This is a genomic window from Vibrio fortis (assembly GCF_000695685.1).
GTDB lineage: Bacteria > Pseudomonadota > Gammaproteobacteria > Enterobacterales > Vibrionaceae > Vibrio > Vibrio fortis_A.
This window is the reverse complement of sequence record NZ_JFFR01000033.1, coordinates 109,009-135,944: the sequence shown is the minus strand read 5'-3', so window position 1 is coordinate 135,944 and position 26,936 is coordinate 109,009. Positions and strand designations below refer to the sequence as shown.

Annotated in this window: 22 protein-coding genes; 8 read left to right on the top strand and 14 right to left on the bottom strand. The window is 46.5% G+C overall.

Annotation, left to right across the window (positions count from 1 at the left end):
• Positions 1-63 precede the first annotated feature (63 nt).
• The 6 genes from xdhB to VFDL14_RS01255 all read right to left on the bottom strand — a co-directional run bounded on the left by xdhB (position 64) and on the right by VFDL14_RS01255 (position 7,514).
• A complete protein-coding gene (gene xdhB / locus VFDL14_RS01230; RefSeq protein ID WP_032553514.1) occupies positions 64-2,454 on the bottom strand; it encodes a xanthine dehydrogenase molybdopterin binding subunit in 2,391 nt (796 codons plus the stop codon).
• The gene (gene xdhA / locus VFDL14_RS01235) at positions 2,447-3,892 is read right to left on the bottom strand and encodes a xanthine dehydrogenase small subunit (RefSeq protein ID WP_032553513.1); all 1,446 of its coding nucleotides are present in this window, start codon (positions 3,890-3,892) and stop codon (positions 2,447-2,449) included. The genes xdhB and xdhA overlap by 8 nt, the downstream gene beginning before the upstream one ends.
• 421 nt (positions 3,893-4,313) lie before the next feature.
• Positions 4,314-5,048, bottom strand: a complete 735-nt coding sequence (locus VFDL14_RS01240; RefSeq protein WP_032553512.1) for a GntR family transcriptional regulator — start codon at positions 5,046-5,048, stop codon at positions 4,314-4,316.
• A 233-nt stretch (positions 5,049-5,281) separates the two neighbouring features.
• Positions 5,282-5,968 carry a DNA-3-methyladenine glycosylase I gene (locus tag VFDL14_RS01245; RefSeq protein WP_032553511.1) on the bottom strand — a complete coding sequence of 229 codons (687 nt, stop codon included), beginning with the start codon at positions 5,966-5,968 and terminating at the stop codon, positions 5,282-5,284.
• Between the two features lie 65 nt (positions 5,969-6,033).
• Entirely contained in the window at positions 6,034-6,660 is a 627-nt protein-coding gene (locus VFDL14_RS01250) for an HD domain-containing protein (protein ID WP_032553866.1), read from the bottom strand.
• 194 nt (positions 6,661-6,854) lie between these two features.
• Positions 6,855-7,514, bottom strand: coding sequence for an HAD family hydrolase (locus VFDL14_RS01255; RefSeq protein ID WP_032553510.1), 660 nt, complete (start codon positions 7,512-7,514; stop codon positions 6,855-6,857).
• A gap of 424 nt (positions 7,515-7,938) precedes the next feature.
• Between VFDL14_RS01255 and VFDL14_RS01260 the strand changes: the two genes are divergently transcribed.
• Positions 7,939-9,267, top strand: coding sequence for an anaerobic C4-dicarboxylate transporter (locus VFDL14_RS01260; protein WP_032553509.1), 1,329 nt, complete (start codon positions 7,939-7,941; stop codon positions 9,265-9,267).
• Positions 9,268-9,529: 262 nt separating this feature from the next.
• On the top strand, positions 9,530-10,552 hold the full coding sequence (gene trpS, locus VFDL14_RS01265) for a tryptophan--tRNA ligase (RefSeq protein WP_032553508.1): 1,023 nt from the start codon (positions 9,530-9,532) through the stop codon (positions 10,550-10,552).
• Positions 10,553-10,662: 110 nt separating this feature from the next.
• Here trpS and VFDL14_RS01270 read toward each other — a convergent pair whose 3' ends face one another.
• The gene (locus VFDL14_RS01270; protein ID WP_032553507.1) at positions 10,663-11,310 is read right to left on the bottom strand and encodes a glutathione S-transferase; all 648 of its coding nucleotides are present in this window, start codon (positions 11,308-11,310) and stop codon (positions 10,663-10,665) included.
• A 126-nt stretch (positions 11,311-11,436) separates the two neighbouring features.
• Here VFDL14_RS01270 and VFDL14_RS01275 point away from each other — a divergent pair, with 126 nt between their 5' ends.
• Complete coding sequence (locus VFDL14_RS01275) at positions 11,437-12,273, top strand: LysR family transcriptional regulator (protein WP_032553506.1); 837 nt, start codon at positions 11,437-11,439, stop codon at positions 12,271-12,273.
• A 32-nt stretch (positions 12,274-12,305) separates the two neighbouring features.
• Here the strand turns inward: VFDL14_RS01275 and VFDL14_RS01280 are convergent, their stop codons facing one another.
• Positions 12,306-14,066, bottom strand: a complete 1,761-nt coding sequence (locus VFDL14_RS01280; RefSeq protein ID WP_032553505.1) for a sigma-54-dependent Fis family transcriptional regulator — start codon at positions 14,064-14,066, stop codon at positions 12,306-12,308.
• Positions 14,067-14,343: 277 nt separating this feature from the next.
• Between VFDL14_RS01280 and VFDL14_RS0123540 the strand changes: the two genes are divergently transcribed.
• Entirely contained in the window at positions 14,344-15,864 is a 1,521-nt protein-coding gene (locus tag VFDL14_RS0123540; protein WP_032553504.1) for an aldehyde dehydrogenase family protein, read from the top strand.
• A 155-nt stretch (positions 15,865-16,019) separates the two neighbouring features.
• Here VFDL14_RS0123540 and VFDL14_RS01285 read toward each other — a convergent pair whose 3' ends face one another.
• Positions 16,020-16,766, bottom strand: coding sequence for a FadR/GntR family transcriptional regulator (locus VFDL14_RS01285; RefSeq protein ID WP_032553503.1), 747 nt, complete (start codon positions 16,764-16,766; stop codon positions 16,020-16,022).
• Positions 16,767-17,003: 237 nt separating this feature from the next.
• Here VFDL14_RS01285 and VFDL14_RS01290 point away from each other — a divergent pair, with 237 nt between their 5' ends.
• The 3 genes from VFDL14_RS01290 (at position 17,004) to VFDL14_RS01300 (ending at position 20,493) form a co-directional block, all read left to right on the top strand.
• Positions 17,004-18,257, top strand: a complete 1,254-nt coding sequence (locus tag VFDL14_RS01290; protein WP_032553502.1) for an allantoate amidohydrolase — start codon at positions 17,004-17,006, stop codon at positions 18,255-18,257.
• 121 nt (positions 18,258-18,378) lie between these two features.
• A complete protein-coding gene (locus VFDL14_RS01295; RefSeq protein ID WP_032553501.1) occupies positions 18,379-19,770 on the top strand; it encodes a YfcC family protein in 1,392 nt (463 codons plus the stop codon).
• Positions 19,771-19,791: 21 nt separating this feature from the next.
• The gene (locus VFDL14_RS01300) at positions 19,792-20,493 is read left to right on the top strand and encodes a DUF1028 domain-containing protein (protein ID WP_032553500.1); all 702 of its coding nucleotides are present in this window, start codon (positions 19,792-19,794) and stop codon (positions 20,491-20,493) included.
• Between the two features lie 84 nt (positions 20,494-20,577).
• Here the strand turns inward: VFDL14_RS01300 and VFDL14_RS01305 are convergent, their stop codons facing one another.
• The 3 genes from VFDL14_RS01305 to VFDL14_RS01315 all read right to left on the bottom strand — a co-directional run bounded on the left by VFDL14_RS01305 (position 20,578) and on the right by VFDL14_RS01315 (position 22,336).
• On the bottom strand, positions 20,578-21,315 hold the full coding sequence (locus VFDL14_RS01305) for an NUDIX domain-containing protein (protein ID WP_032553499.1): 738 nt from the start codon (positions 21,313-21,315) through the stop codon (positions 20,578-20,580).
• A 203-nt stretch (positions 21,316-21,518) separates the two neighbouring features.
• A complete protein-coding gene (locus VFDL14_RS01310; RefSeq protein ID WP_032553498.1) occupies positions 21,519-21,920 on the bottom strand; it encodes a hypothetical protein in 402 nt (133 codons plus the stop codon).
• Positions 21,921-22,012: 92 nt separating this feature from the next.
• Entirely contained in the window at positions 22,013-22,336 is a 324-nt protein-coding gene (locus VFDL14_RS01315) for a DUF4144 family protein (protein WP_032553497.1), read from the bottom strand.
• Between the two features lie 140 nt (positions 22,337-22,476).
• Between VFDL14_RS01315 and VFDL14_RS01320 the strand changes: the two genes are divergently transcribed.
• Positions 22,477-22,863: a nuclear transport factor 2 family protein gene (locus tag VFDL14_RS01320; RefSeq protein WP_032553495.1), complete on the top strand. Its 387-nt coding sequence runs from the start codon at positions 22,477-22,479 to the stop codon at positions 22,861-22,863.
• A 79-nt stretch (positions 22,864-22,942) separates the two neighbouring features.
• On the opposite strand, the gene VFDL14_RS01325 is transcribed toward VFDL14_RS01320, so the two are convergent.
• Positions 22,943-25,951 carry an efflux RND transporter permease subunit gene (locus tag VFDL14_RS01325; protein ID WP_032553494.1) on the bottom strand — a complete coding sequence of 1,003 codons (3,009 nt, stop codon included), beginning with the start codon at positions 25,949-25,951 and terminating at the stop codon, positions 22,943-22,945.
• Positions 25,952-25,953: 2 nt separating this feature from the next.
• Positions 25,954-26,757, bottom strand: coding sequence for an efflux RND transporter periplasmic adaptor subunit (locus tag VFDL14_RS01330; RefSeq protein WP_032553492.1), 804 nt, complete (start codon positions 26,755-26,757; stop codon positions 25,954-25,956).
• Between the last annotated feature and the right edge of the window lie 179 nt (positions 26,758-26,936).

The following is a 26,936-nucleotide window of genomic DNA, read 5'->3' as shown; positions in this document are numbered from 1 at the left end:
TCAATACTGCGGACTGGCGAGTGTCCTTGTTACCTGTTTGTCACAGCTTGATGATGTTAATCACTACGCCGTCTCTTGCTCACTGTCGACCGATGCCTTCGCGGGCTCTGAAACAGCTTGAACGGCCATCAGAATGCGCTCTGGTGTCGCGGGTGTATTTAGCTTCGGAATTGCCCCATCGACGGCGACTGAGTTAATGGCATCTTTGAGTGCACTCCACACAGACATCCCCAACATAAACGGTGGTTCACCAACCGCTTTCGAGTTGAAGACGGTGTCTTCTGGGTTACTGCGGTTCTCCAATAGATGCGTTCTAAAATCGATCGGCATATCGGCAATCGCTGGGATCTTGTAACTTGCAGGGCCATTGGTCATTAGGCGGCCTTGCTCATTCCATACCAACTCTTCGGTGGTGAGCCAGCCAGCGCCCTGAACGAAGCCCCCTTCTACTTGACCGATATCGATAGCAGGGTTCAATGAAGCCCCTACATCGTGCAAGATATCGACGCGCAGAATTTTGTTCTCACCTGTCAGCGTATCGATGATCACTTCAGAACACGACGCGCCGTAGGCGTAGTAGTAGAACGGACGACCGCGCGCTTTCTCGTGATCGTAATAGATCTTCGGAGTGCGGTAGAAGCCAGTGCTGGAGAGCGAGATTTGGTTAAACCAAGCCAGTTCGACAAACGCGTTGAAGGTCATGATCTCATCGCGGATCTGTACCATACCGTTCTTGAACACCACTTCTTCTTGCGAGACTTTGAAGTGCGAGGCTGCAAAGTCAATCAGTCGTTGCTTAATCGTTATTGCGGCGTTCTGCGCGGCCTTACCATTGAGGTCGGCGCCCGATGAGGCCGCGGTTGGTGATGTGTTCGGAACTTTGTCTGTGTTTGTAGCGGTGATCTGGATACGTTCGACATCGACTTGGAACTCCTCTGCAACTATTTGCGCCACTTTGATGTTCAAGCCTTGCCCCATTTCCGTACCGCCGTGATTCAAATGAATACTGCCATCGGTGTAGATATGGATAAGCGCACCAGCTTGGTTCAAGAAAGTTGCGGTAAACGAGATGCCGAATTTCACCGGAGTGATTGCCAAGCCTTTTTTCAAGATAGGGCTCTGCTTGTTGAACTCATCAATTTCTTTACGGCGAGCGTGATAGTCACTGCTGCGTTCAAGCTGTTCGGTTATCTCAGGAAGAAAGTTGTCTTCAACGGTTTGGTAGTAATGGGTCACGTTACGGCCTTCTTCGCCGTAATAGTTCGCCTTACGTACTTCCAATGGATCTTTTTTCAGGTAACGAGCGATCTCATCCATGATGTGTTCAATTGTCATCATGCCTTGAGGGCCGCCGAAACCACGGTAAGCGGTGTTAGATGCTGTGTTGGTTTTGCAGCGGTGTCCTACCACGGTTGCATCGCCAAGGTAGTAGGCGTTGTCTGAGTGGAACATCGCGCGGTCAACGATCGAGCTTGAAAGGTCAGGTGAGTAGCCACAGTTACCTGCTACGGTAATATCGGCACCTTGAATCACGCCTTTGTCATCAAAACCGACCGTGTATTGGTTGTAGAATGGATGGCGTTTGCCCGTCTGCTGCATATCTTCGTTACGCAGTAGGCGCATTTTAGTTGGCCGACCTGTTAGGCTGGCGACGACCGCAGCGATACACGCAGGAGATGCCGCTTGAGTCTCTTTACCACCAAAGCCACCACCCATACGGCGCATATCAATCACTACTTTGTGCATTGGCACACCAAGCACTTCTGCAACCAATTTTTGTACTTCGGTCGGGTTTTGTGTTGAGGTGTAAACAATCATCCCGCCGTCTTCAGTCGGCATTACGCTGCTGACTTGAGTCTCAAGATAAAAGTGCTCCTGACCGCCGATCTCGAGATCACCAGATATCACATGTTTGGCTTTAGCAAGCGCCGCCTTTGAATCACCACGTTGTTGTGTGTGGCTCTCTGTCACGAAGTGCTCTTTAGCCAGTGCTTCTTTCACATCGAGAATCGCTGGCAGTTCTTCGTATTCAATGATGGCGGCGTGCGCTGCTTTGCGTGCCGTTTCTAAATCGTTGGCCGCCACAGCAATCACTGGCTGACCGTAGAATTCGACTTTGCCGTCTGCGAGCAGAGGGTCACCAGGAAGGATGGCACCGATGTCCAGTTCACCCGGTACATCTTTAGCTTGAATCGCGATGGCTACGCCTTCAAATTCGTAACATGGCGACACGTCGATCTTGGTGATTTTTGCATGCGCTTGAGTACTAAGGCGCGCGTAGACGTGCAGTTGGTTTGGAAACTCTAAACGGTCATCGATGTAGACCGCTTCGCCCGTTACTTGCTTTGGTGCACTGTCGTGTTTAACGCTTTTACCCACGCCAGTTTTAAGATCTTGTTTTGCGATAGTCACCATCTCTTCGTGGGTCATCGCCTGTTTGTTTTTGTTAGACATAAGACGTTACCCTTGTTTCGATTTGATTGTGCTTGTTCTGCTGTTCAATGAAGTAACGGCGCAACATATTGGCTGCCGACAATGAGCGGTACTCTTGGCTCGCTCGAAAATCAGAGAGTGGCTCGAAGTCTTGATACAGTTCCTGCATCGCTTCTTTAATTGTAGCGTCTGTCCAAGGGCTGCCTAATAACGTATTTTCACAACGAGCGGCGCGCTTAGGCGTTGCAGCCATACCACCAAAGGCGATGCGAGCATGCGTTATCTTGCCTTCTTCCACCTGAATGTCGAAGGCGCCACACACGGCTGAGATGTCATCATCTAGACGTTTTGAGAGTTTGTAAGCGCGGAAGTTATCGCTGCTTGGTTTAGGTATGATGATCTGCTCGATAAACTCACTCTCTTTCTGAGCGGTGACTTTATAGCTGATAAAGTAGTCCTCGATCGGCATGGTGCGCGACTCATCACCACAACGCAGTTTGATCTTGGCATCTAACGCAATCAGTAGCGGAGGCGTATCACCGATAGGGGAAGCATTGGCTACGTTGCCGCCAATAGTGCCTTGGTTACGTACTTGCAGTGAAGCAAAGCGATGAAGCAGTTCGCCAAAGTCTGGGTAGTGCTTTTTCAATAGTGAATAAGCGTCGCTGATTGGAAGGTTGGCACCGATGATAAGGTCGGTGTCGGTCTCTTCACACAGCTTCATGTCTTCGACAAGGTTGACGCTGATAAGGGTTTCAATCTCACGGTGGAACTGCGTAACTTCCAGTGCTAGGTCGGTGCCGCCTGCAACCAGCTTAGCTTTCGGATGAGCGATATACAGTTTCGCAAGCTCATCAATACTTTTTGGAGAGAATGCGGTGAGATGACCTAAACGAAGGTTTGCTTCAGTGCCTTGAATGCTTTCCAACTTTTCAATGGTTTTGCGTTCAAGTTCAGCGAATTGGTCGATAAGAGGTTGGTCTGTAGACAAAGACATCGCAGCATCAACAATCGGTCGGTAACCCGTACAGCGACATAAATTGCCTGCTAGAGACTCCATCACATCTTCTTTGCTAGCGTTAGGCTTGTTCTTGCCAAGCGCGAACATCGACATAATGAATCCCGGTGTACAGTAGCCACACTGTGAGCCATGAAAATCCACAACCGCTTGTTGTACAGGGTGTAAAGAGCGATCTCGGTTCTGTAGATCTTCGACGGTAATCAGTTGCTTGCCGTGTAGAGCTGAAACGAACGTTAAGCATGAGTTTACCGAGCGATACTGTAATTGCCCGTCTACCACTTCACCTAACACCACAGTACACGCACCGCAATCGCCTGAACCGCACCCCTCTTTGGTACCTGTCTTCTTGACGTTAGTACGCAGGTAATTAAGTACGGTCATATTCGGCGACAGATTGTCTTCGTGTCTTATTTCCTGATTGAGCAAAAAAGTAATCAAGAGACCTCCTTGTATATCGACATATTCCATGTGTAATTTTTTTGACTTCTTGGTCAATAATTATCCATCCTGACCCTGTGGTCAACTATTTATTTACAAAAATGCAACAAATAGGTTTTGGGTAAGATTGTATACAATAATTTTTTGATTTTAATTTGTTGTTTTTAATTGAGTAAATTTGGAAATTGAGGATTTAATGAGGTGAATAAATTTACTTCTATGTATACAAATAATGTTTGGATAATTGGAGGGTTTTGGTGAGTATTCGATCGTGGCTGTGGGGCAAAATTCGATAGGAAAGCGAACAAAAAGCACAGAAAATGAGTTGTGAGAGAGCGTGACCTTTGGTTTCAGGCATGAAAAAAGCGAGTGTAGAACTCGCTTTTAAAGAGGATTTTAACTTGTTCAGCAAGCGTTCGAACTAGGACTTACTCTTGAGAAGATCAGAGAAAACCACATGAAGATCGCTAGAGGCGGTGCTGCTGTCTAGGTTGAGCTTAGAGCGAATATGGCTCAAGTGTTCGCGCATTAAATCAACCGCTTGCTCTTCATCACCGGATTCGATGGCATCAAGTAACTGCTCGTGTTCGTCTTGAGAACAGTTTGAATGAGTACCTGTTTCGTACTGGGCGATCAACAGGGAGGTTTGTGAAACTAAGCTACGTTGGAAAGCCAGTAGCGGTGCGTTTTCTGCCATTTCAGCAAGTTTGATATGGAACTCACCAGACAGTCGCAGGCCAGAACCGTAATCACCCTGTTCAAAGGCGCAGTTCTCTTTCGCGACCAATTTTCTGCATTCGTCGATCTGAGCTTTGGTGGCATTCTTAACCGCAAGTTCAGTGATAGCCAATTCCATCACTTCACGTGCTTTGAAAATCTGTTTTGCTTCATCAACCGTTGGTGCAGCAATCACAGCGCCTCGGTTTGGACGAATAACCACCACTTGTTCTAAAGATAGACGCAGTAAGGCACGGCGGATGATGGTGCGGCTTACACCAAAGATTTCTGCTAATGCTTCTTCGCTCAGTTTGGTGGCTGGTGGCAGCCTTTGTTCTAATATCGCGTCGAAGATATGGCAGTAAACAACGTCATCTTGGGTTTGACCCGTTACTTTCGTTTTTACACCTTTTGAGACAGAGTTTTTGAGAGCTGTCATAGAGATAAAGGCCCTTGTTTAGTCGAGTAGGGATTGTTGAGCATATTGCACTGGTATTAATCTATATTGTATACACTTATCCATACAATGCTACCGCCTGAGGCCAATAGGTTAGAGAGTTTGCGCATATCTGATAACAATTGAGACACAGTTTTCATCTTGCTTGAAAAACTGTGCCATCGAGTATGAAATCTTATCAATATGATTTGTCGAAGTAGAGGTTAGCCGTGCTGTTAAACGCGGTTATCTCCGCCACTGTAGGCAACAATCTGGCTTATCTCACTCAAGCTTCTTCCTGATTGTTGTTGCCACTCGTTAAACGCGTTGCTTGCGGCTTGTTGAGCGCGTTTGGTGTTGCGTCCGCTGTCGATAACGCCAGTTGTGCGCAGGTGTGCTTCAACATCTGTCGATAGAATGAACGTATCTTTGCCCATTTGACGTAGGGTGTAGGCACCAGTGTTACCACCGAGTCGTTTACCGTGCTTTTTCAGGTGATCCCAAAGTTCGGTAATGCGCTCTGATGGCCACTCTGCAACCATTTGAGCGAAGCTGCCGTATTCAAGCTGAGCGTTGCGGATCATCATCGCATTCGCAGGGATCGTCATGACTTTGGTAAGGTGGCGAATAATGCGTGGGTCTTGTGCTTTTTGCTCCCACATCTCATTGGGTAGCATCAGTATCTTCTCAACATCGAACTCAAAGAATACCTCTTCGAATTGAGGCCACTTCTTCCTCACCACACTCCAAGAAATACCACACTGAAACACTTTTTCTGTAAAGGCCGCGAGCCAGCGATCATCACCGATCTGCATCAGTTCATCGTGGGTCAGTGGTTTGCGAACGATCTTCTCAAGTTCAGCTTCGCCACCCTTACGGTGAGCCGCTCTTTGATAAATGGTTTCAAACTTTTCTTGGGTCATGACGGATTCCAAATTACTTCGAGTTTTTAATGATATGGGGACGAATCTACAGATGAAAAGGGGTGCTACACCTCACTCGCCAATTGATCGAGGAATCCTCGCATATAGTTGGTGCGACGTTCAGCTTCTTGTTTGGCCGATTCGGTATTCATGGTCTGTGCGAGCTTGAACAGCTTCACATAGAAGTGGTCAACGCTGAAGTGTTTATCATCTAAGTCACGCTCTTCAGCGAATGGATCTTCATGGTTATAGAGCTCAGCATCAAAGCTCTGACCGACAAACAAGCAGCGAGCAATACCAATCGCGCCGAGGGAATCTAGACGGTCGGCATCTTGAACGATCTGCGCTTCAACGGTTTCTGGCGTGATATTCGCGCTATAACTATGGGTAACAATTGCATGGTGAATCGCATCTAAATGATGAGCGGGGTAGTCAATTGACTTGAGAAATGCGATCGCTTTGTCGGCCGCGACTTTTGAACTTGTCGCTCGCTCGGGGTGATTCTTAGGAAAGGTGAAACAGTCATGCAGGTAGGCTGCAGGTAATACAACTTCAAGCTCTGCTTGTTCTTGCGCACACAAGGATTTTGCGGTTTTGACGACACGCTTGATGTGGCTGATGTCATGAGCTGCATCTTGGGTCATCTCTTGCTTTGCAAAGTTAAGCATCTGATCTTCAAACTGTTCGAGCACGTTCGGTTCTTTTTCTGATTGGTATTGAGTTGTCATGCTAATCATTTCTGACTCTGTTTTACAGGCAATCTTATGGGCTTTGTACTGAAGCTCTAGTTTCTGGGGCTTGAATTTATCGAGATCGGCTTCTGAAACACCAGATACAACAAAGCCGACTCAAAGGTCGGCTTCAAAGTATGTTTGGTTGAAGGCTTCTAGGCTGCTTGTTCTTGCAGTTGAGTCAGCACATCATGTAGTGATGGACTAATGGTGTGGCCGAGTGCTTTTACTTCTTCACACGGTTCGACCAAATCCGGGATCTGGAAGCTGATCATATTTGCTGCCATAGAAGCGCGGATGCCGTTGTTGGAATCTTCAAATGCCAGACATGATTCCGGAGCAACGCCAAGACGTTCTGCCGCTAATAGGTAGATCTCTGGGTGAGGCTTGCCATTCGTTACCTCACAGCCAGTGCTTAGAGAAGTGAAGTAAGAATCTAACCCTGCTAACTCAAGTTTCTTTTTGGCGATATCCAGTTGAGTCGAAGTCGCAACTGCAGCTGGAATGTTGTTTGACTTTAACCACTCTAAGAGTTCAATCACGCCCTCTTTCACTGGAATCGCCTGGTTTTTCACGATCGCGCTGTAGCGAGTGCGCCACTCATTGTTGAGGGCTGGGTAGTCGAGGTCTTCACCGTAACCGTTACGAAAGATTTGCTCGATGGTTTTAGCATTGCAGCCGATGATGCCGAGGTAAACATCTTTTAGAAAAGGGACCCCTTGTGCTTGGCAGGCTTCTTCGAATATCTGCATACACAGGCGCTCGGTATCGAGAAGTAGGCCATCCATATCAAAAATTGCTGCTTGGAATTTCATAGTTGCGGTTCTTGTACCATCGTCTTTGCTGAGGGCGGCTATTTTGACATACCCCAATAACTTAGGCGAGTTAAAGCTCTGTGAATAAACGTTCCAAACTATGACAACTCGGGCTTAAATGTACCCTTAATTACCCAGAAAGCTCATATGCATATCATTGCTTTAATAACGATTGGATCTGATGGGTGAATTTTATAGATTCCCGGGTTCTAAAAGAAACAATCAACATCAGCGTGCATAACAAATCGACCTTGTGATGAAGAGAAATGATCACAATCTAGATACTTATAGTCCTGTTATCGTGACCATAATCTGATAAAAAACAATCCGTTAGAATGGTCAATCAGAGTGTGACCTAGTAATAAGTAAATCATTGAACATACAGAGAAAATATCCCTATTCCATGTTTTAGGTAGGGTAGCTTATGTTGTATTTTGAGTTTCTATTTTTGCTAGTTGTCCTCTATATCGGTTCTCGATATGGCGGTATTGGTTTAGGTGTTGTTTCTGGTATTGGCTTGGTGATTGAAGTCTTCATTTTTAAGATGCCGCCAACCTCTCCACCAGTCACTGTAATGCTGATTATTCTTGCGGTTGTGACCTGTGCTTCCATCTTAGAAGCCGCTGGTGGTTTGAAATACATGCTGCAAGTGGCAGAGAGAGTGCTAAGAAAGAATCCGAAACGCGTGACTTTGATAGCGCCGTTTGTGACTTACTCGATGACATTTCTATTGGGTACTGGCCACGCGGTTTATTCAATTATGCCTATCATCGGTGATGTGGCGCTTAAAAATGGCATCCGTCCAGAACGTCCAATGGCAGCAGCGTCTGTAGCTTCACAATTGGCGATTACCGCATCTCCAATCTCAGCGGCCGTGGTTTACTACTTAGCGCAGCTGTCTGATATTCAACACTCGATTACCTTATTGTCTATCTTGCTTGTAACTGTACCTGCCACGCTGTTTGGTACGCTGTTGTTGTCTCTCTATAGCTTGAAACGTGGTAAAGAGCTAAATGATGACCCTGATTACCAAGCACGTCTAAAAGATCCAGAGTGGAAAAAGCGCATTGAAAGCACCACTGCGACTTCTTTAGATGAGGTGCTACCAACGTCGGCTCGCAACGCGGTATTGATCTTCCTGCTTTCTATTGTGGTGATCGTTATTGTGGCGATGGTGCCTGAGATCAGAACCATTGTAGACGGTGAAAAGCCAATCAAGATGTCGGTGATCATCCAAATGATGATGCTCTGCTTCGGCGGTGTCATCTTGCTGGCGACCAAAACTGACCCACGTGACGTGCCAAATGGTGTGGTATTCAAATCAGGCATGGTTGCGGCGATCGCTATCTTTGGTATCGCTTGGATGTCAGATACTTACTTCCAATACGCCATGCCTCAGTTCAAGTCGGGCATCGTTGAAATGGTAACTAACTACCCATGGACGTTTGCACTGGCGCTATTCATCGTATCGGTTGTGGTGAACTCGCAAGCAGCTACTGCCCGTATGATGCTCCCTGTTGGCCTTGGCCTAGGGTTAGACCCAGCACTACTTATCGGCTTGATGCCTGCGGTTTACGGTTACTTCTTCATCCCGAACTACCCATCTGACATCGCAACGGTGAACTTCGATGTTTCTGGTACCACCAAGATTGGTAAGTGGTACTTCAACCACTCATTCATGTCGGTTGGTTTGATTGGCGTAGTCGGTGCGTGTTGCTTAGGCTACGTGTTAGCTAAGGTGTTCATCGGCTGATATAAATATCAATGAGTTAACAAGAAAAACAGCGCTGATTAAGGCGCTGTTTTTGTATCTGTTTGATGGTTGAATTTATAAGATGTTGTTGTTAGATTGAATGAATGCAAACGAATCCTACACCTTCATCATTCATTATCTGGTGGCGCTCTAATTAGAGCGGCGCGGGATTCTTACATTCTTAAGCTGCTGGTAGGTAGCTAAGAATGTCATCTCTTTTTGTATCTCCAGTAGCTGTTTATTTTTACTAGGAGATACTATTATGAAAACCAATCAAAACACTGATACAAAAGAAATTATCCTTACCGGCGACAGAGCCACAGGCCCTCTGCACTTAGGCCACTATGTGGGTTCACTCAAGCAGCGTGTGGCTTTGCAATCACAGCATGAGCAGGCGATTCTGGTCGCGGACATGCAAGGCTTAACGGATAACGCGCATAACCCAAGTAAAGTCTCTTCCAACATTCTAAACGTGGTGGCTGATTATCTAGCTGTTGGCATTAACCCTTCGCAAACTACCATCTGTCTTCAATCACAAGTTCCTGCGCTTGCAGAGCTGACCATGTACTACAGCAATCTTGTCTCTATCAGTCGATTAGAACGCAATCCTACAGTGAAAAGTGAGATTCAAAACAAGGGCTTTGAGCGATCTATTCCGGCAGGTTTCTTAACTTACCCCATCTCTCAAGCGGCCGACATTACAGGTTTCAACGCCACATTAGTCCCTGTAGGAGACGACCAACTGCCGATGTTAGAACAAACCAATGAGATCGTGAGAAAGGTAAACGGTTTAGCAGGGCGTACCATTTTGAATGAATGTCGACCTCTGCTGAGTAATGCTCCGCGTCTCCCCAGTACTGACGGTAAAAACAAGATGTCGAAGTCGATGGGCAATGCCATCAATTTAGGCGCAAGTGAGAAAGAGATCTCTACAGCAGTGAAATCAATGTACACCGACCCTAATCACCTAAGAGTGGAAGATCCAGGTACCGTAGAAGGAAATGTGGTGTTCACGTATCTTGACGCGTTCCACCCAGATAAGAATGACGTAGAGCAGCTTAAAGAGCATTATCGACGTGGCGGGCTAGGTGATGGCACGACCAAGAAAGTCTTGGAAGAGTGTCTACAAGAGATGCTTCGCCCAATCAGAGCACGTAGGTCTGAATACCTTAATGACAAGGCTCAGTTGTTGGAAATCTTATCTATCGGCAGTCAGCGCTCGAGGGAGAAAACAGCCAAAGTTCTGTTCGATGTGAAGGATGTATTCGGGCTCAATATCTTCTGAAAGTCTCAAAGGTATCCAGATACAACATTGAAAACCTGCTGCGCTGGCGAGTTACGACCAAAACCAATGAGGCTCATACCGAGCCTCATTAAATTCTATTTTTTCAAGCTCTAAACTGGCTCTCCTGCTTCATCCTCTTCGACAATATCTGTCTCTAAACTTGCTTCTTCTAGCCATCTAACAATGGCAGGGCTATTAAGTACACGCTCTTGGTAGCGAGTCGCAGCTTCTGAAAGTTCAATACCATAAGTTCTGAACCTTAGAGCTAGAGGCGCGTACATGGCATCCGCAATAGACCACTCGCCGAACAGCCAACCATCAGGGAACTTTTCACCTTGCTCGGACCACAGGGTATCCACTCTCTCAATATCTTTCTTCGCTGCCTCGCTTAACCCCACTTTTCTACGCGCTCGGCAGTTCATCGGTAGCTCTTCTCTTAGAGCAAAAAAGCCAGAGTGCATCTCTGCGGATATAGCTCGGGCATGGGCACGTTCTGATGCAGACTCCGGCCATGCTGCACCATCGAGATGCGCTTCGTTGATGTATTCTAAGATGGCAAACGAATCCCACACTGTAATGTTGTCATCGACCAGTGTAGGTACTTTTGCAGTTGGAGTGACCTCTGATAGTGTCTTGTAGAATTCTGGCGTGAATAGTGTCAGTTTGGTGATCTCGGCGTCGAGGTTGTGCTGAGCCAAAATCAACCAAGCACGAAGTGACCAGCTAGAGTAGTTTTGATTAGCGATGAAGAGTTTCATAAAGGCTTCCTTGCGTTAAATTTATCGTCTAATGGAATAGGTTTTAGCTTAAGAGATTGTATTGCGCGCCACTAACGGATAATTTTGATGTAATACATTAATAAAAACGATGGGTACCAAATCGATATGGATATTGATGCGCTAAGGGGCTTTCTCGCCTTTGTCGAAACCAGCAGTTTCACCCGAGCTGCCAAACAGATAAACCGCACCCAGTCTGCATTTAGCGCTCAGATGCGCAAGTTAGAAGAAGAGCTTAACGTCACCTTGTTCCAAAAAGAGGGGCGCAACCTTGTGCTAACCGAAGCTGGTTTAGCACTGCGTTCTCATGCGGAACAACTCGTGGCGTTACATAATACGGCGCTGAAACAGGTCAAATGTTACGAGAACAAGCAGCCGCTGCGATTGGGTTGCCCTGAAGACTACAACGACACCTTGCTGCCTAAGTTTATTGAGGTGTTGATGGAAGCTGAACCCACCTGTTCGATTCAGGTATTCAGCCAACCAAGCATAACGCTACGTGAGTGGCTCGATGATGGACGACTCGACGCAGCGATTGTTACGCGTGCACCTGATAGCGAAGAGGGCTATTGGCTCGCCAATGATGTTGGGGTGTGGATAGCGAGGCAAGACTTTGATTTCGATGCTCATGAATCGCTGCCGTTGGCGCTGTTTCAAACCGATTGTAAGTACCACGCAGCCGCAGTGAATGGATTGACAAAACAAGGCACCGCCTATCGATTGCTAGCTTGCAGCAATACAGCATCGGCTCAGAGCGCCATCGTGAGAGCTGGCTTAGCTGTTGGGGCGATGGGTAAATTGAGCGTGCCACCGGAGCTTAAGATCCTTGAAAATATGCCCTCACTGCCTGCTGTAGAGATAGCGCTAATATTGGGATCGCAACATCACCCTCTGTTAGACAAAGATCTTTTAAATCGACTGGGCGATCTCAACCTTTCTCATTAAGGCTATCAGAGCTTTCAATCCTACATAAGCGACTATTGCAAAATGCCCAGTCGCTTAAGCTTGCGATAAATGGTGTTACGACTAATACCAAGCACCCTCGACGTTTTACTGATGTTGCCTTGGTTCGCTTGATAGGTTTGAACTAAGGTTTCTTCCACTGTGCTTTGCAGATCGTTATTAGATGGCGCTTGAGTGCAAGTGATAGGGCTTTGATTCGCCAGTTGCTCGGCGAGCTGTAAAGGAACATGCTCTAGTTTTAGTTGCGGCTCACCGCTCGACATTAAAGCGGATACCTTGAGCAGATTATCCAGTTCACGAATGTTGCCTGGCCACGGGTAGGAGCAAAACAGAGACATCAGGTGCGAACAGATAGTTTGTTCTGACTCTGCGTATTTGCGATAGATGGCTTCAATCAACTCGCGTTTATCTTGTCTTTGACTGAGGCTTGGTAGGGTGAATATCAAACCATTGAGACGATAGTAAAGATCTTGTCTGAATTGACCTGTTTCGACGAGTTGGGTCAAGTCTTTGTGGGTCGCTGCAATGATCTGACAATCGACTTGATAGCTTTGGTTAGAACCGACAGGCACTACCGATTTATCTTGCAAGACATGAAGTAAACGACACTGAGCTTCTAGCGGCATATCGGCTATTTCATCCAAAAACAAGATCCCTTTGTCCGCTTGACGGATCTTGCCTTGAAAACCTTGTTTGTTTGCGCCAGTAAAAGCCCCCGGCGCATAACCAAACAGCTCAGACTCAATCAAATCTTTAGGCAGCGCACCGCAATTTACTGCCACCAAAGGACTGTTGCTGCGTTGACTTTGCTTATGCAGTGCTTTGACAAACTCGCCTTTACCAACACCTGTTTCCCCCAATATCAGAAGGCTGATGCCTTTATCTATGACTTTGCTGGCTTGTTGCCACGCTTGTTCTATCTGTTGATCGCCATGGTGTAACTCGCACGAGGCAGTGATTGCGCGGCTGCATTTTGGTGAGGGTGTGTTGAGGCTCTTTTTCTCAAACACAAAAGATGATTCAGAGCGATTGAAGAGCTGATCAATGCTTTCACCAAGTATCGAGCCTTGCTCTAAAAGTTGTGAGGCGACTTGGTTGTGTGCCAATACTTCGCCGGCCTCATTGGCGATAACAATGCCCTGCCAACCGCTATGCAGCAGTGACTTTTCACATGCAAGGTCAATGCGAGTGGAGCCTTGGGGAATGTGATTGAGTAGTTGGTTCTCTACCAGTTGCACCATATTCTGCACCAAGAATTGTACTGAGGTGTCATGTTGTTGCTGCTCACTGGTGATATCTAATATTCCGACCATCTGCCCTTGATGATCAAAAATAGGATTCGCTGAACAGCTGATAAAGCGGTGCTGATGAATGAAGTGTTGTTCGCCAATAATCGTCACGGGTTTGGCTTCAATTAATGCAGTGCCAATGGCATTGGTGCCCTTGAGTTGTTCCTTCCAGCAGGCACCAGAGCTCAATGCAATACTGGTGAGCTTCTCTTCAAAGCGCTTCTGCCCCCAACTCGCCAGTATCACCCCATCGGTATCAGTTAATATGAGCCGACTGTCACTACGGGCAAAAGTCTGGTTAAACAGTGGTAGGGCCATGCGCTGCACGGTTTCGATGAGCTGTGATGAGTGAAAACGACGCTCTTTGAGCATCGCATTTGGCAGTCGAATGTCGTCGGGTAGCTTTCTAGGTTTTAATCCCGCCTCGCTGCTGCGGTGCCAAGATGAAGTAAGCCACTCTGAAGGATTTATGTGTTGAATCTGCATAACTGTTCCATGTTGTCACAGTAAAGGTGTACCAATTTGGAACAGTTGAACACTGGAGCAATCTCCGTACGACGATTCAATTCCAACTCACCACTGGTTGTAAACGTTTGGTAATCATAGTTTTACAAATTATTAACAACAAGATTTTCGATGTTGGCGTGTGACTTGCGTTGTTAGGTATGTGAACAAAACACGAAACGACAGTGTTTTAAACAGAAACCATGAACATGACATGGCGAATATTCAAATACTTAGACAATCACAGAAGGATCTCACTATGATTTACGCACAGCCTGGCAGTGACAATGCAGTCGTCAATTTTAAGGCTCAGTACGACAACTTTATTGGAGGGGAGTGGGTAAAGCCTACATCTGGCGAATACTTTGACAATAGCTCTCCGGTCAATGGACAAGTTTACTGCCAAGTAGCGCGCTCGACAGAAGCGGACATCTCGTTAGCACTAGACGCAGCACATGCAGCGCGTGCAAGTTGGGTGGCGACCAGTGTTGCTGAACGCTCGAACATCCTACTTAAAATTGCAGACCGAATTGAAGCGAACCTAGAAGAGTTGGCCGTTGCAGAGACTTGGGAAAACGGTAAGCCAGTGCGAGAAACGTTGGCTGCGGATCTTCCTTTAGTTGTCGATCACTTCCGTTACTTTGCGGGCTGTATTCGAGCGCAAGAAGGCAGTGCGGCCGAGCTTGATTCAAACACCGCTAGCTATCATTTCCCAGAGCCAATTGGCGTAGTCGGTCAGATCATTCCTTGGAACTTCCCAATCTTAATGGCGGCTTGGAAACTGGCTCCAGCACTCGCTGCAGGTTGTTGTGTGGTGATGAAACCTGCAGAGCAAACGCCGACTTCAATCTTAGTATTGATGGAAAAGATTGCAGATCTTCTACCTGCGGGCGTGGTTAACATTGTTAATGGCTTCGGTAGTGAAGCGGGGCAGGCCCTAGCGACGAGCGATCGCATTGCTAAGTTAGCATTTACAGGCTCAACTGAGGTTGGTCATCATATTCTAAAATGTGCGGCTGAAAGCTTGATCCCATCAACGGTAGAGCTGGGCGGTAAATCTCCAAACATCTACTTCCCGGACATCTTTGATCATGAAGATGAATACCTAGATAAGTGTGTTGAAGGTATGCTGCTGGCGTTCTTTAACCAAGGTGAAGTGTGTACTTGTCCTTCTCGTGTGCTGATTCATGAATCGGTATACGACAAGTTCATTGCGAAAGTGGTCGAGCGTGCTCAAACCATCAAGCAAGGCAACCCGCTAGATACAGACACTCAGGTTGGCGCACAAGCCTCTCAAGAGCAGTTTGATAAGATTCTTAGCTATCTAGAGATTGGCCGCCAAGAGGGTGCGAAAGTGCTAACCGGTGGTGAAATCGCGCAGCAGCCAGACGATCTTGGTAGCGGCTATTACATCCAGCCAACGATGCTGGCGGGTAACAACAAGATGCGTGTCTTCCAAGAAGAAATTTTCGGTCCTGTTATCGCAGTCACTACCTTTAAGGATGAAGCCGAGGCACTGGCGATCGCTAATGACACAGAATATGGCTTGGGTGCAGGTGTATGGACGCGTGATGCCAACCTTGCTTACCGCATGGGTCGTAATATCGAAGCGGGCCGTATTTGGGTGAACTGCTACCACGCTTATCCAGCACACGCGGCGTTTGGTGGTTACAAGAAATCAGGCATTGGTCGTGAGACACATAAGATGATGCTCGATCATTACCAAAACACCAAGAACCTGCTGATCAGCTACGATACTAATCCGCTAGGCTTCTTCTAAAATAGATATTCTCTAGAACGCTCTATCAAGTGTTCACTAGCAACGAGTTGGTTAAAACTACCTAAGTAAAGTGAAAAGCAAAACGCCAAGTTTTTATGAGCTTGGCGTCTTTTAGTGTCTGCGAGATGTGCTCGATAAGTTGAATGGGCTCGGGCTTATTCTTCGGCGATAAAGCTGTTAGCGATTTGCGCTTCTTGCTTAATCATTAGCTGGTGTGCAGTTAGCATATGTTGCTGCATGATCTGTTTTGCTTTGATAGCGTCACTTTTACTCAGCGCTTGCACAAGGTCGCGCTGGCTTTGTACACCGGTACGCCACAGTTTGTGGTTCCCTGGTTCATAAAGCTTGTGGTAAATCGTCAACTCAGTGAGCATTTGTGCAGTGAAACGTACCACAAACTTTAATAGCTCATTATCTGAATAGCTTGCCAGTAAGCTATGGAACTCTAGCGATGCGATGTGGTGTTCGCGCTCTTGATAAATATCTTCTGGTGGCGTTTGATACTTGTCGATTTGGTCGCTCAGCGCTTGCACCTGCGACTCGTTTAGTCTCCCCGCTAGGGAGGCTGCAATCTCCGGCTCAAGCGACAAACGCATTTGGTATAAATCTGATATCGAAGTGTTCTTAAAAAACAGGTAGTTACTTAAGAGTGATTGCGCTTTGTTTTCGCTCATCTCACTCACGAACACACCGCCATTCGGGCCGGTTTTGGTCGACAAAATGCCTTGCGCTTCCAAGATTCGCATACTTTCACGAACCGTTCCTTTTGAAGCGTCAAACTTCTCCATAACCTCAAGCTCGTTAGGTAAACGATCCCCAGGCTGAAGTGCTTGCTCGACGATCCAGTTCTTGATCGATTCTGCTAATTCTTGTGTTCTACGTCTCTTCGCACTTTTTGCCACATTATCCTCGCTGGGGTGTTATCCGTACCTATTGAATTCTGACGGAATTCCTCTGAATGTCACCTGTTTTCTTGCCCTAAAAACCCCGGAAAAGTCGGAGTGTTGAGTTATGAAACACTCCGATTATTGATCGAATCTTAGTCACAAAATATTTATTTATCATGATAAATAGCTTTTATTTGATATTTATCATGATAAATTGCCTGGGTGTACATGATCAGAATGGAATGATTTTAGATGGGTAAATTCGAAGAAACCGCCAGCTTAACGTGGGAATGGCTAGAGTCTATTGCTCAATGCAGCCAAACTTCCGATCCCGATAAAGAAGGGGTTACGCGTTTATGTGCGTCTAAAGAGCATGAAGAGGCAAACCGAAAGCTGCATGACTGGATGACAATGTCTGGTATGGAAGTTCGAATGGACAACGCGGCGAACTTAATTGGTCGTTACCCAAGTACTAACCCAGACGCTAAGACACTGATCTTTGGCTCACACCAAGATACGGTGCCTAATGGGGGTAAATATGATGGGATCCTTGGCGTAATACTGCCAATCGCACTGGTTAATTACTTTCACAACAACCAGTTAGAGTTCCCGTTTCATATCGATGTGATTGCTTTTAGTGACGAAGAGGGCACGCGCTTTCAATCGACGCTTTTAGGATCAAAAGCGATTTCAGGCATCTTCGATCCTGCGATGTTGACAGCAGAAGATGCAAACGGCGTAAGCATGCGAGATGCTTTGGTGTCTTTTGGTTGTAATCCAGACCTCATCAGTGAAGACGCTTATGAGAAAGACAATGTGCTTGGTTTTGTCGAACTGCACATTGAGCAAGGTCCTCAGTTAGAGCAAGCCAACCTGCCTGTTGGGGTGGTGACGGCAATGACTGGGATTGAGCGTCATACCTTGTCGATCATTGGCAAAGCGAGTCATGCGGGCACAGTACCGATGAACCTACGCCAAGATGCCTTGGTAGGTGCGGCTCAAGTGATCCACATGTTTGATCAGCTTTGTAAGCGAGAAGAAGACCTAGTCGGTGTTGTAGGCAAAATTGCTAACTATCCGAATGGGGTCAACGTTATCCCTCAACAAACAGACATTACCATTGAGCTTCGTTCACCAAATGACGCTTCTCGTGTTAAAGCGCGAGAAGAGATGTTGGCAGATATCGATAGCCTGATGAATCAATACAACTTGGCTTACCGTCATGAACAGACTTATGAGCAATCAGCCGTGACTTGTGCTGATTCCTTATCGTCAGTTTTAAGTAACGCGGTAAATTTGTCGGGTATCACACCGAAACACCTATACAGCGGTGCAGGCCATGACGGCTTGGCAGTGAGTAAGCTCACCGATATTGCCATGCTGTTTATGCGTTGTACTGATGGCATTAGCCACCACCCAGACGAAGCCATTCTTCAACAAGATTTGGTTGCTGCAGTCGAAGTGTTAAACCACTTCTGTCTATTGATGAAAGCAGAGCAAAAATAAACGATTCGAGATTTTGGTAGCAGTCTTTAACGGTATCTGAACAAAGTTCGGGTTATCGCCTGCTACAAATACCACAGAGCGCAGCTCTCAGGCGCTCCCTATACTAAGGAGAGATTTGGCTATGGATATGACAGAGAAAATGAAAACAGCAGAGAAGAGGGCGTGGTATAAAAACGTACCAGACCCGATGGTTCTTATCTTTTTTATACTGGTAGCCACTTACCTTCTTACTTTTATCGTGCCGGCTGGTGAGTTTGAGCGCGTTGTTGTTGATGGCAGAACAACGGTTGTTGCTGATTCATTTACTTATATTGAAGGTGTTCCATCGGTACATTTCTTCGATATCTTCGTCTCTATTCCTAAAGGGTTAATTAGCGCAGCACCTTACTTGTTTATTGTGTTTATCGCGGGCGGTCTATTCCATATTTTGCAACGCACAGGCGCATTAGAAAATGCTATTGGTGTGGCTGTAAACAAAGCTGGAATTAAAAACCGTAACCTAATCATTACGATAGGCACGTTCATCTATGGTTTCTTTGGTGTAGCGGTTGGCTTTGAAAACAATATCGCCTTAGTGCCAGTTGCGGTCCTGATTTCTGCGGCAGTTGGATACTCGAGCTTAGTTGGCACAGTGATGGCAGTAGGTGGTATCGGCGTGGGTTTTGCTCTGTCACCGATTAACCCGTACACGGTTGGTGTTGCACAAGGTATCGCGGAGCTTCCAATCTTCTCTGGTGCTTGGTTACGTACTGTTATGGTGCTTTCTTCTTTGGCATTACTGTCTTACTACATTTGTTCTCGTGTTACTAAAATGGAGTTCAAAGAGCCTGAAACAGCTGGTGGCCTGAGCAAAGACATCTCTGAGTACCAACTCAATAAGAAAGACAAAATGACCTTGGGCGTTTTTCTTATTGGCTTAGGTATCATGCTTTACGGAGTGTTCGCTAACGGTTGGTATATCAACGAGATCGCGGGTCTTTTCTTATTGATGGCGATTGCGATTGGTATCGTGAACGGCTTGGGTGCAAACGCTATTGTGAAGCAGATGATGGAAGGCGCGTCGGGAGTTACCTCTGGTGCCTTGGTAATCGGTGTTGCTGCCTCTATTCAAGTGATCCTTAACCAAGCGTCAATTATCGATACCATCGTTAATGCACTGAGTTCATTGATTCAAGATATGCCAATCGCGTTAGCTGCCATTGTGGCGAGTGTGGTTCAAGGCATCATCAACTTGTTCATTCCTGGTGGTTCTGGTCAGGCGATGGTGACCATGCCGATTATGATCCCGGTTGCTGACCTTGCAGGCATGAGTCGCCAGCTGATGGTTACGGCATTCCAAGTGGGTGATGGTCTAACAAACCTTATTGTACCAACCTCTGGCGGCACGCTAGCGATGCTTGCGCTAGGTCGAGTCTCTTACGAGCAGTGGTTGAAAGCGATTGTGCCATTTATGTTGGTGGTTTATGCCCTATGTTGGGTGGCGCTGTTCATTGGACAAATGATTGGTTACTAGTTTTTTGGGTGTTGGACATCTATGACAATTTCACTTATTCACGTTAATCCCAATACTGGTTTATCGGCTTCTATCTCTGCGACAGGTGGTGTGTCAGTCGGAGGCTATGTGAACCATAGCTGGCGAGGTGTCGGGGCGTGTGCAACTCAAGGGTTATTTACTAACCCTTGGTATGCAGACAAAGCGCGTGAGTTATTTATTCTCGGTAAGACGGCTGCTCAGGTGGTCGAGTCTTTAAAAGCGGGCGATGCCGAATATTCAAAACGCCAATGCATGGTGATGGATAAAAATGGCGACAGCGCTTTTATTCATGGTGATGACAACATCCCTTATGTCGGCTCGATTGCTTATCCTACGATTGCCGTTGCTGGGAACATGCTAGAGAGTGACAAGGTTTTGCAGGCCTTTTCAGACAGCTTTATCACTCAAGCGACACAGAATCCAAGCTCAATCTTAGAAGATGGTGTGCCTGTTTATAGAGATAACTATGAAGCAGAGCTACCAGAAATATTAATAACGGCATTGGAAGCTGCTTTGCAAGCGGGAGGAGACAAGCGAGGAACCTTTTCCGCATCACTCCGAGTCGAAAGCCTGACTAAAGCGCCGATAGATATTCGTGTTGATTGGGCTGATAGATGCTTAATTAGTGAATTGCGAAAAGTGCTGGGGCGTGTTCGAGAGGCAGGCTTTCAAGATTTTCTAAACAATCTACCAAACCGGTAGTAATGAAGCTTTAATTGAAAATAAAAGCCGAGTGAGTTTCAAATCACTTGGCTTTTTTGTTTTCAATCATTGGGCGACTATGCGTCAGTGCTTCGAAAAGAAGATCTCAGGCTTGTACGTAGGCCCTTGGTTGCCTTCTAGCTGAGTCAGCTCCAAACCTTGTTTGCCCACCAAAGATTCAACCATATGTCGGTTGAACGGGAAGTTGCTCATATCGTTGATAAACTCTTGGATATCGACCCATTTGGCTTCTGCGATTTCATCCGTGTCTTGAATCTCAATCTCTTGAGTCTGAGCAACAAGGTGGCAAACAAAGTAGAGGTTCGATTTGCCAAACTGATATGGGTGGCGCGTTGCCATGCCAACCACTGAAACGAACGTGGCTTCTATGCCTGTCTCTTCAAAGGTTTCTCTAACCACAGACTCTTCAATACCCTCGCCAAGTTCAATGTGGCCGCCAGGTAATTTATAGCCTGTCATGCCATGTTCTTTGATCATCAGTACTTGGTTATGCTCATTGGTGATCAACGCACCAGCACCCAAAGTATGGGTTGGGATGAAAGGTACAAACTCAACGATTTCGGATTTGTGGATCAGCGTTATCTCGTCTTCTAAACAGTTGTGGAACACAAAGCCTAGCTCAGTTGCTACTGGGATAAGATGCGATAGCGAAATAGGCAGACTAATCCAAATAATGCCTTTGTTATTTTGCTTTGAAAATTCAGTGATCTGATTCAGTTCGGCATTGAATGCAGCAGCATCGTGAGGCGCAGTTGCTGGGTCGATGATGATGCCGTTAAATTTGTCGAGCGTAAATTCCACGGGTGATCCTCTATTGTTTTGATTTATTGAGAGTCTTTATAGAGGGAGCTTATAACAGATATAGAGCTTATGACAGATGTAGAGCTTATGACACCCGAAAAGATGTGATACAGAGATAGCTTGGGAAAGCGGTAGTTAAGAAACAAAAACTGCGCTTGGAAACCAGAGCGCAGTCTTACAGCCGGAGTTACTTGAGTTCGTATCTAACGAACGTAGTTCGCATCAACGCTGACATACCAATGCTGAAACTTACCGTCAGATTTTTCAATCCACAGATCGTTGGTGTAGCTCTCTATCTTACCGTTTACCGTTAACTTGAATGTGTTCTCGTCGAAGTCGCCAAGCTTAACAAATTGATCGGTTGTGACTAGGAACGGGTCCATATCCTCGACGTTGCTGATGTCTGAAACCACATAGTAGTGATAGGTAAATGGCTTGGTCGCGTCATTTGGGTTGCTGCGATAGGCGACCAACTTGAACGGTTCTGTCAGTGGAAGGTCGAGCGTTTGCTTATCAATGGTGGCTGGAATTGGAATAAATAGCCAAGCGGTAAACAGGCCACTGAGCAGCACCATCAAAAAGAAAAGGGTTTTAATTGCTTTCATAGCAACCTTCAAAAATAGGGTGGGTATAAGTGGGCTATGGTAGCCCGCAGTGCTGAAGATGCAAGTCCTCAAGCAGTGTATCGACCCGTTGCTTAACCTAGCTCAAACGTGAGCGACTCAATCGCCTCTTCGATGGTAACAAAATGTATTTTGGTCAAGCACACTTGAACTTTGTGAAACTCATGAGCACGAATCAGTTGGGTGACATCTTCTAAAGAGTATATACCTTGTTGGCGTTCTAGAAGTTCAGTCGTGGTGTAGGTGAGCAGGGAATAAGCATGCCCTTTGGCATCGATAATATAATCTTGTTCACCGACGATGAGGTCATGACTTTCTGATTGCAGTTGTTCGAGCGACGCGATGTAAAACAGTTCGTGATCGCCTTCTAATTTGATAAACGCAGGCCAAGTTATCATAAATCACTCTTGTATAGTCACGGGATATTTGCATCGTAAGCCAAGTAGCGGGATTCAGCAATCCATTCTAATGTAATGTTATTTTACTGCTGTGGGCTTAGTTGTTGCATCACTGATTGAGAGTAAAAAGGAGTCGAAGCATGAATGCTAAAGAGGTGGTCTTTTCATTCTGGAAAGCAATGAAATCGAACGATTTTGCTAAAGCCAGTGAGTTTCTGAGTGAAGATTTTGAGGGCTACTGGCCGCAATCTGGTGAGCTAACCTTAGGTCGAGATAACTTTGTTGCCATCAACAGCTGCTATCCCGCTCATGGAGAGTGGCAGTTTGAGGTTCATTCGATTGTTGTAGAGCAAAATACTGTGGTTACAGATGTTTCAATTACGGACGGAGTACAAAAGGCGCGCGCTGTTACTTTCCATACGGTAGAGAGCGGGCTTATTACTCATCAGAAAGAGTTTTGGCCAGATCCGATGGAAGCTCAAGGTTGGCGATCGCAGTGGGTTAAGATAGTCAGTGACGAAAAATAGAAGCTATCAATTATCTTGTGGGTGTTCCCTCGCTTAGACGGAATATCAAAGCGAGGGACAAAGACTACATAGCTAAAGATTAATGACTAGGTTTGGCAAAACACAGTGCATACATAGCAGGAATCACCAGAAGGACGACCGGCAGTGAGAACAGCAAGCCATAGCCTAGCGTGAGTGACATTGGCCCCATGAACACATCAGTGCCGCCTAGACCATAAGCGAGAGGTAACAACCCTGCGACTGTCGTCAATGATGTCATCACAATTGGTCGCAAACGGCTGGTAGCTGCTTGTACTACAGCATCGATAGCCGCCAGACCTTGGTCTCTTAGCTCGTTGATACGGTTAATCAGAACCAGTGAGTTGTTGACCACAACCCCAGTCATTCCCAATACCCCAATCAATCCAAACAGCGACATTGGCTGCATGTGGACCACTAGCGCCATCAACGAAGCCATGATCGCAAATGGAATCACTACCATGATCAACAGTGGTTGCAACAGCGAGTTGAACATCACTGCAAGCACACAATAAATCGCCAACATAGCGGCGGGGAACACTACCATAAACCCACTCATGGTTTCGTTGGTACTTTCAGCCTCACCGCCAACATCGATGGTGACACTCGCCGGGTACTGCCCTGCCAATTCAGTAAGAAGCTCTGAAGAGAGAGCGACTGGGCTGATATTCTCATCGGATAGCGCCGCCGATACCGTCACTTCACGTTCACCGTTATAGTGCTTAATCAAGCGCGGGATCTGAATCTGCTCGACCTTGGCTAAGCGACTTAGTGGGACTTGGTCACCGTCCGATGTGTAGATCTTGGTTGTCTTGAGCTTTTCGATATCTCGGAACTTTTCGTCAAGTACCACGCGGATATCCACCTCTTGATCACCAAGCCACGTCGATGTTACTCGGTTGCCATCAAAGCCTACGCGTAGTGCATTAGACAGATCAGTCACTGTTAGATTGTATTTCGCCAACCAGTGGTATTGCGGCACGATGTTCAACTGTGGATCTTTCAGTGATTCACTGTGATTGATGCTGTTGACGCCTTGATAGTTCTTAAGCCAATTCATCACTAATTCAACGGCTTGATTACGCTCATCGTCTGTCCCACCTAATACTCGCACTTCGACAGGCTCACCCGGAGGTGGACCACCGGCATCGATTGAGAATTTAATGAACATCTCATCAGATAAGGCGCTGAGTTGCTCAGTCAGTGACGCAATGATCTGTTCGGCAGAGCGATCGCGTTGGTCAAAATTGGTTAGGTTAATGACACCTTGAGACACTGGCGAAGAATAAGTCATCTCGTAGCTGACCAGTTCACTCTCTGGTAAAGCCTCAATGGCCTGTTCGATTTTCTGATGTGCACTTCGAACTTGATCCAGCGGTGTGCCTGCTTGGATTTCGGTGTACACATCAATGTATTTACCCGCTTCAGTAGGGAAGATGTCTACCTTCAATGTCGAAACCAAAACAGCAGAGCCCGCGCAGGTCGCAAACGCAGCGACAATCACCGTTTTTTTGTATCTGAGTACGATGTTGAGTAAGGCTTGATATTGATTCGTCACCCACTCCAAGCGGTCTTTCTGTTCGGTCTCTTTTTTGTCTGCTTGCGCGGTTGAAAGGTGAGCGGGCAAAGTTAGGGTACATTCAATGAATGAAAACAGCAGCGCAGCAATCACCGTCATTGGAATCACAGCCACTGCTTTTCCCATGGTGCCGGGAATGAACATCATTGGGATGAACACCAGCGCGGTAGTGATCAAACTCGCCATTAAAGGTTTGATGACTTTGATGGTGCCCGATACGGCAGCATCGACACCTTGCTTACCTGCTTCTTTTTCTTGGAAGATGCTTTCAGCAATGATCACCGAGTCATCCACGATGATACCGATAACCAGTAAGAGGGCCGCTAAGGTAATGCTGTCTAGGTTGAGTCCTAGCATCGGCAGTACGATCATCACGCCGAGTACGCAGAAAGGAATTGAAACCGATACCCAGAACGCCACGCGACGTTGCAGGATCAGGCTCAATATCAATAGTACAAGCACTAACCCGATCGCGCCGTTGGTTGCAACGATGGAGAACTTCTCATTCATATCCTTGCCAAGGTCGAGCCCGGTTTGGAAAATGAATTGCTCACCAATGCGCTCGCGCTCTTTTTCTAAAACCGCTTCAATGTTCGCGATGGTTGAGATAACGTCGGCGCTGCCGCTGTTGGTGATTGAGAAAATCACCGCTGCTTTACCGTTCATTACCGGGTCTTCAGTCGCACGTGCAAAGGTATCAAACACAGTCGCGACATCGGATACTCGGATCACTTGTCCTGAATCGAGCGCTTTGATGACGATGTTTTCCACGTCGCCCGTTGACTCAACCTTAGTCATGGTGACGATCTTCTGCTCTTGGCTCCAAGATTCAACAAAGCCGCCTGATTGAGACAGGTTATGTTGCTCAATCGCGTTGCTGACTTGGTCGAAACTCAGTTTGTAGCGACGCGCCTTCTCTGGATCAACCTCGACCCAAAACTCGCGGTCATTGAAGCCTGACATCGTAATCGAGCCAACACCGCTTAGGTTGTTGATCTTCTTTTCCAGTTGATACGCGTAGTGCTGGAGTGAAGCCTCATCAAGATTGCTCTCTGATAGACTGACACCAAAATGATACACATCGAGCGAAGAGGTTTTTTGCTGAGTCACAACAGGTGGCGCATCGATGTCTTTAGGCAGATTACCAACGCGGTCAACGGCTTGCTGGATATCACGCAAAATGACAGCCGCGTCTTCACCGGGTTGATACTCTACTTCGATGTAAGAGCGCCCCTCAGACGATTCTGATATGAAATAGGCGATATCATCAACAGAGCGCAGTTCTTTCTCTATTGGATTGGTGATGTTGAGCTCGACATCTTGCGCTGTGGCACCAGGATAGAAAGTCTCTATCTCGGCGGTATCCATAGCGACATCAGGATACTCTTGCAGGTTAAGCTGAGTGAGAGACACCGCCCCCGTAAATAGCACCATCACTGTGATGATGCGCGCTAAGAACTGGCGATTAGCAAAATACGCTAAGAAGTTCATGGTTACATGCCTTTGCTTAAACTAGGGTTAACGAAAGCGGTGTTCTGTTCGCTCAAAGAGAGGTCGGTCGATGCATACACAGACATGCCTGGCTTGAAGCTGTGAGCTTGGTTATCCACTTCAACAAACACTGGATAGGTGAGATTGTTCATCTCGACACCGATACGCTTCACCTGGGCTTCAGTTTTTTGCTGTGGATTGGTTTCTGACCATACGAGGATGGTTTGGCCTACTGAAAAGTCTTTTAGGTCGTATTCACTCGCCATAAACGACAAGGTCACGGTGTCGATGTTCACCACTTCATACAACAGCTCTCCTTCATTGACCCATGCTCCAGACTGTGCCGCTTTGTTAGAGATATAGCCCGGCAGCTGGGCATTGATTTGGGTACTCTCCAAGTCGATTTTTGATTGTTGATAATCGATTTGAGCAACCGAAACAGAAGCTGATGCACTCAAGAATTCAGCGCGTGCAGTATCCAGTTCTCCAATCGATAAGCTGTTCTTTTTTATCAAGGTTTGGTAGCGCTGATAGGTCGCTTCTCTTAACGCAAGGTCGGCTTTAGCAAGGGCAAGGTTTGCTTTGGCTTTGTTGACGATAAATTGAAAATCATCCGCTTTGATGTGAGCAAGTTGCTGGTTTTGAGCCACAATGTCACCGACTTCTAGTTTAGACATTTCAACTACGCCGGGTACTTCTGCAACCACGCTCTGTTTGTTTAAACCCTGAACATGGCCGATCAGTTCTGTTGCTTGGGTTGTTGATGCATTCAACAGTGCCAATAGAGTCAATAATTCAGTTTTCATGCTTCTACTCCACATTTTGATAACATCATTGTGAGGAGCGAACTGTCGAATTTAAGTCGAAGTCACAATCAAAAAAGAGGGAAAGTTTGGTTGATATCCCGAGGCTGATTATCGAATGTTTTGTTATTTAATTCGGGCAATTAGACATAAATTCGACTTATTTTGGATTAAGCTTTAGC

Bases quoted from the DNA above. Each gene is read 5' to 3' on its own strand.
- xdhB (WP_032553514.1), bottom strand. From the start codon at position 2,454: ATGTCTAACAAAAACAAACAGGCGATGACCCACGAAGAGATGGTGACT.
- VFDL14_RS01240 (WP_032553512.1), bottom strand. From the start codon at position 5,048: ATGACAGCTCTCAAAAACTCTGTCTCAAAAGGTGTAAAAACGAAAGTA.
- VFDL14_RS01245 (WP_032553511.1), bottom strand. From the start codon at position 5,968: ATGACCCAAGAAAAGTTTGAAACCATTTATCAAAGAGCGGCTCACCGT.
- VFDL14_RS01255 (WP_032553510.1), bottom strand. From the start codon at position 7,514: ATGAAATTCCAAGCAGCAATTTTTGATATGGATGGCCTACTTCTCGAT.
- VFDL14_RS01260 (WP_032553509.1), top strand. From the start codon at position 7,939: ATGTTGTATTTTGAGTTTCTATTTTTGCTAGTTGTCCTCTATATCGGT.
- trpS (WP_032553508.1), top strand. From the start codon at position 9,530: ATGAAAACCAATCAAAACACTGATACAAAAGAAATTATCCTTACCGGC.
- VFDL14_RS01270 (WP_032553507.1), bottom strand. From the start codon at position 11,310: ATGAAACTCTTCATCGCTAATCAAAACTACTCTAGCTGGTCACTTCGT.
- VFDL14_RS01275 (WP_032553506.1), top strand. From the start codon at position 11,437: ATGGATATTGATGCGCTAAGGGGCTTTCTCGCCTTTGTCGAAACCAGC.
- VFDL14_RS01280 (WP_032553505.1), bottom strand. From the start codon at position 14,066: ATGCAGATTCAACACATAAATCCTTCAGAGTGGCTTACTTCATCTTGG.
- VFDL14_RS0123540 (WP_032553504.1), top strand. From the start codon at position 14,344: ATGATTTACGCACAGCCTGGCAGTGACAATGCAGTCGTCAATTTTAAG.
- VFDL14_RS01290 (WP_032553502.1), top strand. From the start codon at position 17,004: ATGGGTAAATTCGAAGAAACCGCCAGCTTAACGTGGGAATGGCTAGAG.
- VFDL14_RS01295 (WP_032553501.1), top strand. From the start codon at position 18,379: ATGGATATGACAGAGAAAATGAAAACAGCAGAGAAGAGGGCGTGGTAT.
- VFDL14_RS01300 (WP_032553500.1), top strand. From the start codon at position 19,792: ATGACAATTTCACTTATTCACGTTAATCCCAATACTGGTTTATCGGCT.
- VFDL14_RS01310 (WP_032553498.1), bottom strand. From the start codon at position 21,920: ATGAAAGCAATTAAAACCCTTTTCTTTTTGATGGTGCTGCTCAGTGGC.
- VFDL14_RS01315 (WP_032553497.1), bottom strand. From the start codon at position 22,336: ATGATAACTTGGCCTGCGTTTATCAAATTAGAAGGCGATCACGAACTG.
- VFDL14_RS01320 (WP_032553495.1), top strand. From the start codon at position 22,477: ATGAATGCTAAAGAGGTGGTCTTTTCATTCTGGAAAGCAATGAAATCG.
- VFDL14_RS01325 (WP_032553494.1), bottom strand. From the start codon at position 25,951: ATGAACTTCTTAGCGTATTTTGCTAATCGCCAGTTCTTAGCGCGCATC.
- VFDL14_RS01330 (WP_032553492.1), bottom strand. From the start codon at position 26,757: ATGAAAACTGAATTATTGACTCTATTGGCACTGTTGAATGCATCAACA.